Genomic DNA, 12,971 nt, shown 5'->3' with positions numbered 1-12,971 from the left:
ATGTACTTTCAAACTACTTTTGCACACATAGAAGGCAACCCAAATCTGAGGGAACCACAAATTCAAGCTTACCGAAAGGTTAAAGAATATTTTGAAGAAGGCAACACAGTACCAGCACTTGTTAACTTGCCAACAGGTGTAGGAAAAACAGGTTTAATGGCGATTCTTCCGTACGGTATTGCAAAAGAGCGGGTCTTGATCATTACTCCGAACACAACAATTCGAGGAACGGTTACAGACAGTCTTGACCCGAGATATGAACATAACTTCTGGTGGAATAGAAAGGTCATCAATATCCCCCAAAACCTTCCTGAGGTAATCGAGTACGAAGGCAACCCAAATGCTTTGAGTCACGCAAAAATTGTTATCACCAATATTCATCGACTTATGCAACACCACGGCAGTTCCTTGCTGAAAAAGGTTCCAAAAGACTTCTTCGATATGATCATTATTGATGAAGCGCACCATTCTCCGGCTAACTCCTGGGTTGAGGTGGAACAGTATTTTGACGAAGCGAAAATAGTAAAGATTACAGGGACTCCATTTCGATCGGATAGGAAAGAGATTGTTGCTCACGAAGTTTATTCCTATTCTTTGGGGCGAGCAATGGTCAAAGGGTATGTAAAAAATCTTGTGAAAAAGGAGTTTATTCCTGAAGAACTTACTTTTCGGGTAGATGGTATTGATAAGGAATTAACAGTTGATGAAGTATTGGCAATTAAAGATCAGGATTGGATTTCTCGAACTGTAGCGTACTCGCCTCATTGCAGTGCTTCCGTTGTAAAACGCAGCATAGAGATAATGCAGGAAAAAAGAAATGCCACTGGAGTACCTCATAAAATTATCGCTGTGGCATGTTCAATTGAGCATGCTAAAGAGATTAAACAGCTTTATGAGGAAAACGGTTGCCCTTGTTCAATTGTTCATTCGGGTATGGCACCGGATGAGATTGAAATGGCCCAATCTGATTACCATAATGATCGCACTCATGCAATTGTCAATGTCGGTATGCTAGGGGAAGGTTACGATCACCCTTATATTTCAATTGCTGCTATTTTCCGTCCATTCAGAAGTAAGTCTGCTTATGCTCAATTCGCAGGCCGTGCGCTCCGAGCCATTCCAGATGCGAAAGATCCTTCAATTGATAATGTTGCACATTTGGTTTACCACAGTGCTTTAGATCTCGAAGAGCTATGGGATTATTATAAAAAAGAACAGCAGAAGGCTGAGATTATTCAGGATTTAGAAAAGTCACCGTATAAATCGGAGGACGAGGAGGATGATGACGATAGGAAGGAAAGGGAACCTTCAAAAGTGGATATCGGCATAGCAGAACAATCAGAAGAATACCGCTTTTCGGTTGATACCTTCATTGATGACGAAAATATTCTTCGGGAGTATGAAAGAGCTCTTGAAGAGAGCAAAATAAAGACTGATGAGGCAGTGGAAAGCCTAAAAGAAAAAGGGATACCTATTACTGACGACCTCATAAAACTGTTACAAGGTTCAACATTTGAAAACATTACCAAGTCGAAACGGCCTGATCTTGAACTCAAAGAGCTTCGGAGAGAACTAACCGTGTTTGTTCAAGAGAGAGTTGCTGAAATCATTATGAACAAGGGATTAGACCCAAAGGCTCCTGCTGGAGAAATTGCAATTCGTTTTGGAAAACCTCGTGACAAGGAAATGAAACTAGACGGATTCTGTGTCAAATTCATAAATGATTATTTACGCCGCTATATCGGGTATCCACGGGAAAAATGGAGCATTGAAGATTATAGGAATGCACGTCCTGTTGCTGAAAAAAATCTAGATTATTTGGAACAAAGGATATAAAATTACTTAAAGTGAAAGGAGGGGATATGAAATGAATCAAAAAGCGAAGAAACTCCAAGAAGAGCTTGGTCGCTTGTTAGCCAATAAAGGCGTTCCTCCTTTTGTACTTGCAAACAACATATCATTGAAAAATTACGATGAGGTTTCACTATATAAGAGGGATGGCCTAATTATCGTTGACATGTATTGCAAAGATGAAGAAACTGGTGAACCACTCTTGTTTCGATTCAAATATGATATGAACGAAGTGTTGTTGCGTAAAGAAATGGTTATTGGTGGTCGGAATAGTGTAATTTGGGATCGTGAGACCGAGATCGGTAAACTCAAATTACAACTTGATCAGCTTAAAGAAAAAAATAAGCCGAATTGATGAAGGGGCCTCTCAAGGGAGGCTTCTTTTTGTGTTTGCATGTCCCCCACCTGATCACATAAAATAGGAACAAACGTTCCTTTTGGTGATCCCATGAACCCTCATGAGCTAGTCTATTCCTGGCTGATTTGGTGCCAGCTTGTGAATTACCTGCAGCATGACAAATCCCGGATCGAAACGGCCCCGGTGCGGTTCCCAGCCCAATACGCCAACCATCTTCACTCACTTGCCATGACCGCCAACGCACGGGCAAAAGAAGAGTACCGGCAGTTGGCGCGCGCCGGCGTCTCGATCCTGGGCGTTGTCATGGACCGAGGCGAGCACTTTGTCATGTGGCGGCAGCGCGGGGAAACCCATCTCTTCCGGATCCACGAAAACAAGCTGCGAGCGGAGGCCCAAAAGCGGCTGGATAGCATGGCAGATGATAGTGCATAATCCTGTAGTAGCATCCTCCCCATCACGACACCCTCGCTGCGGCGGGGGATTTATTTTTTGCCTTGCGCAGGGGTAAGATGGTTGTAGGAGGGATACCCATGTGCGGCCGTTTTTCACTTTTTGCAGATCCACTCATGTTTATGAGCGAGTTTCAGATCGACAGCCTCCCTTTCGACTGGCATCCGCGCTACAACATAGCGCCAGGCCAGATGATCCCGGCCATTATTGCTGACGGCGGCAAGCGAAGGGTCGGTCAACTCCGGTGGGGCCTGGTACCGTCATGGGCGAAAGACGAGAAAATCGGGTATTCGATGATCAACGCCCGCGCCGAAACACTGACGGCGAAACCGGCATTCCGGCGACTCTTTGAGAGGAAGAGGTGCCTGATCCCGGCAGATGGATTCTATGAGTGGAAGCAGATGGACCGAGGTAAACAGCCGATGAGAATTACCATGCGGAACGGAGAACCGTTTGGCTTCGCTGGCCTGTACGATACATGGATAGCTCCCGACGGTCGCAAGGTTAGCACCTGCACCATCATCACCACCCAGCCCAACGAGTTAGTGGCGGACATCCACGACCGTATGCCGGTGATTCTGCGGCGGGAAGATAGATCGCTATGGCTTGACAGGGACCACTTTGACGCGAATCTACTGAAATCCCTTTTGGCCCCTTATGACGCAAGCGAGATGAGAGCATACCCGGTCTCGGCCATTGTCGGCAACCCGAAGAACGATGTGCCGGAATGTATTCAAGAAGTAGCCTGGTAAGTAAAGAGCCCGTCTCTCAGAGGCGGGTTTCTATTTTTTTGTCGAATGTTGTCGCTAGGTTTCCCTTGTTGCCATTAAAATCATCCGATATCCTATTTTTGGGAAAATGGTGGTATTAGACACAGGAGGAAATTGAAGAATGTCAGGATCGACTGTAAAACTAACCGATGCACTTATGGATGTCCAAAACCATATAAGGGAAGCGGTTGGAGAACAATTAAAAACAAAAAAATACAGCTTTTGCGCTGAAGTGACACATATAAACCCAAAATTTTTCGGATCCAATCAGTATGTTGATGTAACTGATCCTGAAGGACTAAAGTTACAATTAATAGTACCTGTAACAGAAGCAAAAAGGTTGGAATTACATCATATGTACCAATTTGTTGGTTGTTTCGAAATAACCAACAAACCGAAATTTGGTTTTTATCAATTTCGTGTATCCTCATGTTCTGAGGTTGGAAAAACAGATTGGGTGTTGGAAAAAGAAAAAGTATGGAAAGAGATTCAAAACCGTGGATTTCTAAATCGATATCAATATGATTTCACCAAAATGAGTGGCAAAGCTTCATGCAGGATCGCTTTAGTTACCTCTGAAAAATCGCAGGTTATAAAGGATATTGAGATAGTTCTACAAGATCGACCAGGAATTAATCTTGAAGTTGTACCTGTGAGACTAAACGACAAAGTAAGTATTGCGAACGGAATTACGGAAGCGTCAAATAAATCTTACGATGTTATCATGTTAGTCCGTGGTGGTGGACAACCAAAAGAATTTGAGGTGTTTAACTCCATAGAGGTGGTAGAGGCAATTTATCATAGCAAGATACCGGTAATCGTAGCGCTGGGGCATACAGATAATAAAACATATGCAGATCTCGTTGCCGACAAGTCACTTCCGACTCCTACAAGTGCCGCGAAATTTCTTCACGATGTTATTGGAACGCCCATTAATCAGCAAAAAATGTACGAATTTCCTCAATATAAGAAACAGTATGTTCATGAATCCAGAAAAACATATCAGGCAAAGAAATCAAAGGGTTTGGGTTGCCTTGCAGCGCTGGTTTCTTTATTTGGCGCATTAATGGCAATACCATTGTTATTACTGATGTTTTTATGAATAAACGAAAACTCAAATTTAAGAGCTTGTTAAAGTGGACAGCCCAAACTAAACTGTGCAAATGGGATTGCGTAGGCGCAATAGCGATGAGGGAATACTACGGCCTCCTGCCTGAAAGGTTGGGAGGCCTTATTCTTTTCACCACCTTGTGCTGCGCGGCGGTGTGCTAAGCGGTATCACGTCGGTGGTGGATTCATGTGTGCCTTGAATACGATACGCTCATTTTTACCTACGCGGAGGCGGGTTTGATATTTCATGTCGGTTTCTGTCGAAACATCTCCCTTGATGCCAAAAGTCCTAGCCCTCTATTCTGGAAGAAGAAGGGGGAAGAAGGAAATGCAATATATCATCGGACTTATTCTCATTGGACTTGTCATTTACTTCATCATTACGTATTGGATGGGAATCCTTCTTTTCGGGCTCGTATGCATTCTAGGTTACCAAGCGTATCAGAAAGGGTTAAGAAACAAAACAGGGAAGTGGTTGGCCGGAGGGGCTGCGTTTTTTACCTTGGCTTTCTTTAGCTGGCTTGGTTCGGATGAGTCGACCAATTCGGTTCCGGACAAAACCACAGCAGTAAGCAGCACGAGTACAACGACGCAGGGGCCTACGAAGGCGGAGACGGTATCGACTGCCAGCACTAACGCTGTTCAGCCTGCTCCTGGTGCAGCAGTGGCAACCACATCAGCACCGGCAACCGCAGCACCCACTCAGCAGTCGAAGGTTGTGCCCGCGCGGGTCCAGGCCAAAGTGACCGAGGTAGTCGACGGTGATACCTTCAAAGTTACTATCAACGGCAAAGAGGAAACGGTTCGGATGTTGCTAATCGACACACCGGAGACTAAGCATCCAGAAAAACCGGTGCAGCCGTTCGGTCCCGAGGCAAGCAAGTTTACGAAGGAACTATTGACGGGGAAGACCGTTGAACTGGAGAAAGACGTTTCCGAACGGGACAAGTATGGCCGGCTGTTAGCTTACGTCTACGTCAACGGCCAGTCGGTGCAGGAAAAGCTGCTGGAGAAGGGACTAGCCCGTGTAGCAGTGTACCCGCCGGACGTAAAGAACGTTGATAAATACCGCGACATCCAGGCAAAAGCTCAGAAAACTGGTGTCGGAATCTGGTCGATCGAAAACTATGCTCAAGAAGACGGGTACCACGCTGAGGTTGTGAAGAAAAACGGACCAGGAGCGGACAAAAGTACTCCTTCTACACCTAAACCAAAACCGCAGACGGTAGCGCAACAACCATCACAAGCGGTACAACAGATTATGAATGATGTGTTCTATGCGAACTGCTCTGAAGCGAGAGCAGCCGGAGCGGCTCCAATTTATCGTGGGGAGCCAGGATACAGACCTAAGTTGGATCGAGATAACGACGGAGTTGCTTGTGAATAATCATTTTCCCATAATTCGGGATTATATAGAGTATATATCGTTTAGAAGTGGGAATAATGGTTATTTACGTATATATCATCAAGAGTTCAATCAGTACAACCGCCACAGCACGCTGATGTCCGCTTATCGGCACATCAAGGAGCCCAAGTTCATGCACTGCGTGATCCGGGAGAAGGGCGAGGTCTACAAAGCGCTGAAGACGTTTTTCGGGAAAAAGGAAGTGCAAGTATGAAGGCCGGGCGTGAGCTGCCCGGCTTTTCACATGATCAGGCAGTTTTTGATGGGCTTGCAGGCAGCTTGGTCTGTAGTTCTGCTCTGGCCAATGTCTCTCTCCTGTCCCATGGTGACATTTTCATAGAACAGTTACACAGTGACAATATCACAGAACAATAACACCCCACGTAAGGGAGCTTGACAGATGCTGAAAAGAATATTAATTTTAATAATATTGTTCTGCGTTTGCTACGGTTTGTGGAATATCTATACAACTTTATTTGGAACTTTTAAAGAGAAAAAATTAGCTAAACAATATGCTATTGAGTATATTTTGAACAAATATCAACTTACTAAGGATGATATAGAAATAAACGAAACATCCTATCTAGCAGGCTATGGATTCTATCAAAACATAGTAATTAATAAACGTAATAAGGATAAATATTATCTTAACATTAAGTTAGATAAAAATGGAAACCTTTATAGTATTTATGAAAGTGTAAAACATCCTTCTAGTTACTTTAAACAAAAATAATAATTTGTGCGTTGGCCGTTATCAGTGATAGCCTCGAGAAGTTTATATGTTAGGTAAGGGAAGCGGAGGTATGAAGGCCGGGTGAGAGTTGCCCGGCTTTTCCCTTCTTCAGACAGTTCTTGATGGGCTGCCAGACCGCTTAGTACAATGAACCAACGACGTGCTGGACGAAGGCCGGAATGGCACAGGAGCAATATCCAACATGTCAGGAGTGGGGCGGAAGATGGACGTGTGCGGAGTGATTCTCGCGGGAGGGCGCAGCAGCCGGATGGGCGAGCGGAAAGAACTGCTGCCGTGGCGCGGCGAGACGCTGATCGGCTGGCTGGCCAAGAACATCAGAGCGGCCGGGATGCCCTGTCTGATCGTTTCCAACGAACCGGTGCTGCTGCCGGGAGAAGTGACAGAACTGCCGGAAGTGGAAGTGGTGAACGACCTGATTCCTTCTCACGGGCCGATCAGCGGCATTGTGACGGCGTTTCGGGTTCGGCGGGAAGAAGCGCTGCTCGTGCTTTCCTGCGATTTGCCGTTTGCCGAACGGGAGCAGCTGCTGCGCTTGCGCGGGTACGGCATGCAGACGGGCGGGTGGGATGCGTTGATCGCCCAATCCGACGGCCGTCTGCAGCCGCTGTTCGCGCTGTACCACCGCCGGACGCAGGCGGTCTGGGAAGAGGCGTTCCTGCGGGGAGAGCACCGGCTGATGGCGGCGCTGGACAGGATGCGGGTGGAGCCGACGCCGGAGGGGCTGCTTGACCGCTGGGCCACCTACAACGCCAATACGCCGCAGGAGTTTGCGGCAGCGTTGGAAGAAGCGAAAAAAAGGGGCTACGGCTGAGACGAAACCACACGGTCCGGCCGGGTGTAAACGTTCATCCGCCCCTGCCGGACAAAGCCGATGGCCGTGATGTTCAGCTCTTCCGCCAACTGCAGGGCAAGCTCGGTCGGAGCCGATTTGGAGATGATGACGCCCGCCCCGATTTTGGCCGCCTTCAACAGCACTTCCGACGAGATGCGGCCGCTGAAGACGAGCACCTTATCCTGGGTGGGAAGCGCTTCCCTCAGGCAGTACCCGAAAATCTTGTCAAGGGCGTTGTGCCGGCCGATGTCGGAGTAGGTGAGCACGACCTCCTGCGGCGTACAAAGCGCCGCGTTGTGCACGCCGCCCGTAGAGCGGTGTACCAGCGAAGAGGACTGCAGCTCGTCCATCAGCCGGAAAACCTGTTCCGGCGTGATGCGGACGTCGCTGGTTGCCGGCTTGGCGGTGCGGGCATCACTGAAAAAATAAAACGACTGCCTGCTTTTGCCGCAGCACGAGGTGATGCGCCGCTTGCTGTAGAACTGCTGGGAGAGAATCGTCTGTTGCTGCAGATCGACGTAGGCGAAGCCTCTGCTTTCGTCGATGGAAAGCTGCCTGATTTCCGCGTATTCGCGAATCGCTCCCTCGGAGGCAAGGAAGCCGATCACCATCTCCTCCAGGTCGGTCGGTGTGCAGACGATGGTGGCAAACTCTTCGTCGTTCAGAAAGATGGTCAAGGGGTATTCCGTGACGATTTCATCTTCTGCCCATTCGAACCGGTCGTTTTGCACCCGCAGGACGGGACGGTTTATCGTTGTGGTCAATTGGGACATCCGGCATCCTCCTAACGTTATGACACAAAGTGAAAATTTTGGCATAAATGTATTGTATGGAGAGCGCTTCCATGGTAGTATACTATGTGTAATCGCAATTGTCACAAAATTTTCGTTTTTTGGCAATGTCTTTTTACACAAAACGACACGGGATAGCGTTCCTGTCTCCGGTTCTTTTGTGTTTGCAGGGAAAGTGGAAAATCCGCCGTTGATGCTGAGGTAGCGATCCTGCCGATGATTAACTGCCGTGTTTTCACCCGCCCTCTCACAGGCGTCTTGTGCGCTTGGGGGAGGATGTCCGGGGTGAAAATGGGGCAGTTTTTCTTTTTACCAGGAGGATCTTCGAAAAGGCCGGAAATTGCTTTTCGAAATCCTTCTTAACATTATCCCAAAGGAGTTGAGACCATGGAGCAAAAACTGAAAAATCGCTGGCTGATTGCTGCGGCCGCCGTCGGCATTCACCTCTCGATCGGCTCGGTGTACGCCTGGAGCGTCTTTACCAAGCCGATCACCAGTCAATTCGGATGGGGATTGTCCGAAGTGCAGCTCACCTTCAGCATCGCTATTCTGTTCCTCGGCTTGTCCGCCGCTTTTCTCGGACACTATGTGGAAAAACACGGGCCGCGCAAATCGGGCACGCTGGCGGCCATCTTTTTCGGCGTAGGGATCGCCGGTTCCGGCCTGGCGATCAATCTGGAAAGCATCACCCTGTTGTACCTGTTTTACGGCGTGCTCGGCGGAATCGGTCTGGGCGTCGGCTACATCACGCCTGTTTCGACGCTGGTCAAGTGGTTCCCGGACCGCCGGGGTCTTGCAACCGGTTTGGCGATCATGGGCTTCGGCTTCGCTTCCCTGATTGCCGGCCCGGTGATGCAGCAGCTGATTGTCAGCATCGGCATAGCGAACACTTTTTACGTGTTGGGCCTGATTTATTTCCTCGTCATGTTCGCTTCTGCGCAGTACCTCTCCCCGCCGCCTCAAGGCTGGCTGCCGGCAGGCTTCTCGGCACAGGCGGAAGCGGGCAAAAAGCAGATCAAGGCAGACCTGTGCCAGCTGACCGCGAACGAAGCGGTGAAAACCCGCCGGTTTTACTGGCTGTGGCTGATGCTGTTCATCAACGTCACCTGCGGGATCGCCGTGATTTCCGTCGCCTCGCCGATTGCGCAGGAGATCGTCGGGTTGTCGGCTGCGGCAGCTGCGGCGGTGGTCGGGCTGAACGGCTTGTTTAACGGAGCCGGGCGGATTGCCTGGGCATCGCTCTCCGATTACATCGGCAGACCCAACACCTACACGGCGTTTTTCGCCATTCAGATCGTCCTGTTCTTCCTGCTCCCCAACCTGAGAGACGCGCTGCTGTTCCAGATCGCGCTCTACCTGATCATGACCTGCTATGGCGGCGGGTTCGCCTCGATCCCGGCGTACATCGGCGACTTGTTTGGAACGAAACAGCTCGGCGCCATCCACGGCTACATCCTGACGGCATGGGCGGCGGCGGGGCTGGCCGGCCCGATTTTCGCGGCTTGGGTGAAGGAGGCGACGGGCAGCTATACCGGCATATTGAACGTCTCTGTCGGCATGTTCGTGGTTGCCTTTATCATTTCGCTGCTGGTGCGCCTGGATATCAGGAAATTGCGCGAACAGGCAAAAAAGCAGGAATCTTCTGTTGAATTGGCAGGTTGATCAGTGGTAAAGTTTAAGTAGAGAATTTTGTTAAAGGTGACTTGCCTCGATGAATAAATACGAAGCAGAGTTCAGCAATTTGGTCAGGGCCTTCCGGAAGCGGCACATGGGCAAGGGACCCAGCAAGATCATTACGACCTTCTGCAAAAACTGGGCGATTTGCGAGATGGAAGGGAATCTCTCTCCGGTGGAAAAGTTCATCGCCACCGCGGATGAGGGGAAGCAGATGCTCCGCGCTGCCCGGACGGAAATGGTGAAGGAAATATACCGCAAAAATCGTCCGGTGGAAATGGAAGAACTGTTGGGGGCAAACTTCGTCGATTTATTCGTCGATATTGACATCGAACGCGATTTCGGCATGTCCATCTTCGTGTTCGACCAGGACATCGAAAAAAAATTCAAACACGAGTCGTAAGTCTAAACGTAGCAGCGTCCCTGTTCAGCGGTTAGACGAACGGCATCGCGGCAATACGCGTGCGTTGGCAGCTTGGTAGCGAACCTGCCGGAGAGCAACCACCGTGAATCCCCGCTCTTTTCCATGTGGAACAGGCGGTTCACGGTGGTTGTTTCTCTTTGGGGACAGGCGGTGCATGCCGCCAACCGGAGGCCAGACGTTTTGATGGAGAGGAGCGTTCAACATGGGAAAAACCAAACATACCGGCCCGATCAAGCTGGATACGTCCTGGAAGCCCTCCCTCTGGGCTTCGCTGATGCCGATGGGGCTGGGCAAGATCAAGCCGCATCACATCCGCGACACATTGAAAGTGGTGTATGAAAACAGGGACAACCTGGGCTACGCCTACCGCATCCTTACCCAGGGAGTGTGCGACGGTTGTGCGCTGGGGGTGTCGGGCCTGCAGGACCAGACCTTGACCGGCCCGCATCTCTGCACAACGCGTCTCAACGTGCTGCGGCTCAATACCATGCCGGCGATCGACCCGAAATGGCTGGACGACGTGGAAGCGATGCGCAGGCTGTCCAGCGCCGAACTGCGAAAACTGGGGCGCATCCCGTATCCGCTTTCCCGCAAACCGGGAGAAAACAAGTTTACGCGCATCAGCTGGGACGAGGCGCTGAACCGCATCGCGGCAAAAATCAGGGCGATCGATCCGAAACAGCTGGCGTTTTACCTGACGGCGCGCGGCATCACCAATGAAGTGTACTACACCGCGGCCAAAGTGGCCCGCTTTCTCGGCACGAACAACATCGACAACGCCTCCCGCATCTGTCATTCCCCGAGCAAGACGGCGCTGAAGCGTTCGCTCGGCATCGGCGCCTCCAGCTGCAACTACAAGGATTGGATCGGCACGGATGTGCTGGTGTTCTGGGGGTCGGTGGCGGCCAACAACCAGCCGGTCTCCACCAAGTACATGTATGCGGCGAAAAAGGCGGGCACGAAAATCATTCTGATCAACCCGCACCGGGAACCGGCGATGGAGAAGTACTGGATTCCCTCCATTCCGGACAGCGCCCTGTTTGGCACCAAGATTGTGGACGAATTCTTCCAGGTAAACATCGGCGGCGACATCGCGTTCATGAACGGCGTGATGAAGCACTGGTTCGAGATGGAGGAACAGGAGCCGGGGTCTGCGATCAACCATGCGTTTGTGCAGGCGCACACCAACGGCTACGAAGCGCTGAAAGCCCATGTGGTGAGCCAGGACTGGGAGCTGCTGGAGAAGTCTTCCGGCGTATCGCGTGAAAAGATGCTGGAGTTTGCCCGGCTGCTGGCACAGGCCAAGTCGGCCGTGTTCGTCTGGTGTATGGGTCTGACGCAGCACCGCTTCGGCACAGACAACATCTCCCAGGTGGCCAATCTCGCGCTGCTGCGCGGCTTTCTAGGCCGTCAGCACTGCGGCTTGATGCCGATTCGCGGCCACTCCGGCGTGCAGGGTTCCGGCGAAATGGGTGCCGATCCGTTCAGCCTGCCGGGCGGCGACTTCGATGAGAAAACCTGGACGCGGATCGAAAAAGTGTGGGGCTTTGAAATTCCCAAATGGCAGGGGGATATCGTCGGGGTCAGCCTGGAGAACGCGCTGCTGCCGGACGGGCACGAGCGGAAGACAAGGCTGTTCTACACCAGCGGCGGCAACTTCCTGGAGACGATGCCCGATCCCGACTTTATGAAAACGTGTCTGGAAAACGTGGAACTGCGCGTGCACCAGGACATCATTTTCAACACCTCGACGCTGGTGGACGCCAAGGAAGAAGTGATCGTCCTGCCGGCGATGACCCGCTACGAACAGCCCGGGGGCGGAACCTCCACCAGCACCGAGCGAATGGTCTACTTCAGTCCGGAAATCGAAGGGCCGCGCATCGGGGAAGCCCGCCCGGAATGGGAGATATACGTCGATCTGGCTGCCCGCGTCTATCCCGAGCGCAAACATCTGATCCACTTTGCTTCCGCCCAGCAGATCCGCGACGAGATCGCCGTCGCCAACCCGAACTACGACGGCATCCAGCATCTGAAAAACCGGGGGGACGTGTTCCAGTGGGGCGGCGCATGGCTGTGCGAAGACGGCATCTGCCCGACACCGGACGGGCGGGCCAACCTGATCCCGATCGTGGTGCCGGAGCTGCGCAAACCGGAGGGGCATTTTTACGTCACCACCCGCCGGGGCAAGCAGTTTAACTCGCTGATTTACAGCGAAACCGATCCGTTCAACAACGCAGATCGCCACGACGTGCTGATCCATCCGGATGACGCGGCGCAGCTGAACATCCGGGAGGGAGAGGCGGTCGTGGTATACAACGGATACGGAACCTACCACGGCCGGGCCAAGTACGCCGAAATCAAGCAGGGCAACATCCAGGTGTACTGGCCGGAAGGAAACGTGCTGATTCCCAAAGGCGTGTACGAGAAGTACGCCGGGATTCCGGAGTACAAAGCCGCCGCGATTGTGGAAAAAGCGGAAACGTACTTCGCCTTTAAGGATACGAAATACGTGGAAAAGCGGATTGAGGAGCTGGAGACGGAGGTCAGCTGAT

12 protein-coding genes and 1 pseudogene are annotated in these 12,971 nt (G+C 51.0%); 12 read left to right on the top strand and 1 reads right to left on the bottom strand.

Annotated elements, in window-relative coordinates; all coding sequences use genetic code 11:
- From G3578_RS07305 to mobA, 9 genes and pseudogenes are all read left to right on the top strand, one after another.
- Positions 1–1,836 (top strand): DEAD/DEAH box helicase, encoded by a 1,836-nt coding sequence (locus tag G3578_RS07305; protein WP_165210753.1) that lies wholly within the window; start codon positions 1–3, stop codon positions 1,834–1,836.
- A gap of 31 nt (positions 1,837–1,867) precedes the next feature.
- A complete protein-coding gene (locus G3578_RS07300) occupies positions 1,868–2,206 on the top strand; it encodes a hypothetical protein (protein WP_165210751.1) in 339 nt (112 codons plus the stop codon).
- Positions 2,207–2,299: 93 nt separating this feature from the next.
- Positions 2,300–2,641 carry a YhjD family protein gene (locus tag G3578_RS07295; RefSeq protein WP_481752725.1) on the top strand — a complete coding sequence of 114 codons (342 nt, stop codon included), beginning with the start codon at positions 2,300–2,302 and terminating at the stop codon, positions 2,639–2,641.
- Positions 2,642–2,739: 98 nt separating this feature from the next.
- Complete coding sequence (locus G3578_RS07290; protein ID WP_165210745.1) at positions 2,740–3,411, top strand: SOS response-associated peptidase; 672 nt, start codon at positions 2,740–2,742, stop codon at positions 3,409–3,411.
- A gap of 139 nt (positions 3,412–3,550) precedes the next feature.
- Positions 3,551–4,531 carry an exodeoxyribonuclease VII large subunit gene (locus tag G3578_RS07285; protein ID WP_165210742.1) on the top strand — a complete coding sequence of 327 codons (981 nt, stop codon included), beginning with the start codon at positions 3,551–3,553 and terminating at the stop codon, positions 4,529–4,531.
- A gap of 336 nt (positions 4,532–4,867) precedes the next feature.
- Positions 4,868–5,926, top strand: a complete 1,059-nt coding sequence (locus G3578_RS07280; protein ID WP_241254510.1) for a thermonuclease family protein — start codon at positions 4,868–4,870, stop codon at positions 5,924–5,926.
- 82 nt (positions 5,927–6,008) lie between these two features.
- Positions 6,009–6,158: pseudogene (locus G3578_RS20880) on the top strand (sporulation protein YhbH); the annotation flags it as partial.
- Positions 6,159–6,344: 186 nt separating this feature from the next.
- Positions 6,345–6,677: a hypothetical protein gene (locus G3578_RS07270; protein WP_165210739.1), complete on the top strand. Its 333-nt coding sequence runs from the start codon at positions 6,345–6,347 to the stop codon at positions 6,675–6,677.
- A 223-nt stretch (positions 6,678–6,900) separates the two neighbouring features.
- Positions 6,901–7,509: a molybdenum cofactor guanylyltransferase gene (gene mobA / locus G3578_RS07265; protein ID WP_241254509.1), complete on the top strand. Its 609-nt coding sequence runs from the start codon at positions 6,901–6,903 to the stop codon at positions 7,507–7,509.
- On the opposite strand, the gene fdhD is transcribed toward mobA, so the two are convergent.
- Positions 7,500–8,303: a formate dehydrogenase accessory sulfurtransferase FdhD gene (gene fdhD / locus G3578_RS07260; protein ID WP_165210733.1), complete on the bottom strand. Its 804-nt coding sequence runs from the start codon at positions 8,301–8,303 to the stop codon at positions 7,500–7,502. The two genes, mobA and fdhD, sit on opposite strands and share 10 nt — an antisense overlap.
- A gap of 405 nt (positions 8,304–8,708) precedes the next feature.
- On the opposite strand from fdhD, the gene G3578_RS07255 reads away from it, so the two are divergent.
- From G3578_RS07255 to G3578_RS07245, 3 genes are all read left to right on the top strand, one after another.
- Complete coding sequence (locus tag G3578_RS07255; protein ID WP_165210730.1) at positions 8,709–9,983, top strand: L-lactate MFS transporter; 1,275 nt, start codon at positions 8,709–8,711, stop codon at positions 9,981–9,983.
- 49 nt (positions 9,984–10,032) lie between these two features.
- On the top strand, positions 10,033–10,398 hold the full coding sequence (locus G3578_RS07250) for a Na-translocating system protein MpsC family protein (RefSeq protein WP_165210727.1): 366 nt from the start codon (positions 10,033–10,035) through the stop codon (positions 10,396–10,398).
- Between the two features lie 223 nt (positions 10,399–10,621).
- The gene (locus tag G3578_RS07245; protein WP_165210724.1) at positions 10,622–12,970 is read left to right on the top strand and encodes an FdhF/YdeP family oxidoreductase; all 2,349 of its coding nucleotides are present in this window, start codon (positions 10,622–10,624) and stop codon (positions 12,968–12,970) included.
- Position 12,971: the final 1 nt, after the last annotated feature.

The sequence above is a fragment of the Brevibacillus sp. SYP-B805 genome (assembly GCF_011059135.1).
Taxonomy (GTDB): domain Bacteria; phylum Bacillota; class Bacilli; order Brevibacillales; family Brevibacillaceae; genus Brevibacillus_F.
Note: the sequence above shows the minus strand (reverse complement) of the source record. Positions and strands in the feature narration are given on the sequence as shown.

Bases quoted from the DNA above. Each gene is read 5' to 3' on its own strand.
- G3578_RS07305 (WP_165210753.1), top strand. From the start codon at position 1: ATGTACTTTCAAACTACTTTTGCACACATAGAAGGCAACCCAAATCTG.
- G3578_RS07300 (WP_165210751.1), top strand. From the start codon at position 1,868: ATGAATCAAAAAGCGAAGAAACTCCAAGAAGAGCTTGGTCGCTTGTTA.
- G3578_RS07295 (WP_481752725.1), top strand. From the start codon at position 2,300: ATGAACCCTCATGAGCTAGTCTATTCCTGGCTGATTTGGTGCCAGCTT.
- G3578_RS07290 (WP_165210745.1), top strand. From the start codon at position 2,740: ATGTGCGGCCGTTTTTCACTTTTTGCAGATCCACTCATGTTTATGAGC.
- G3578_RS07285 (WP_165210742.1), top strand. From the start codon at position 3,551: ATGTCAGGATCGACTGTAAAACTAACCGATGCACTTATGGATGTCCAA.
- G3578_RS07280 (WP_241254510.1), top strand. From the start codon at position 4,868: ATGCAATATATCATCGGACTTATTCTCATTGGACTTGTCATTTACTTC.
- G3578_RS07270 (WP_165210739.1), top strand. From the start codon at position 6,345: ATGCTGAAAAGAATATTAATTTTAATAATATTGTTCTGCGTTTGCTAC.
- mobA (WP_241254509.1), top strand. From the start codon at position 6,901: ATGGACGTGTGCGGAGTGATTCTCGCGGGAGGGCGCAGCAGCCGGATG.
- fdhD (WP_165210733.1), bottom strand. From the start codon at position 8,303: ATGTCCCAATTGACCACAACGATAAACCGTCCCGTCCTGCGGGTGCAA.
- G3578_RS07255 (WP_165210730.1), top strand. From the start codon at position 8,709: ATGGAGCAAAAACTGAAAAATCGCTGGCTGATTGCTGCGGCCGCCGTC.
- G3578_RS07250 (WP_165210727.1), top strand. From the start codon at position 10,033: ATGAATAAATACGAAGCAGAGTTCAGCAATTTGGTCAGGGCCTTCCGG.
- G3578_RS07245 (WP_165210724.1), top strand. From the start codon at position 10,622: ATGGGAAAAACCAAACATACCGGCCCGATCAAGCTGGATACGTCCTGG.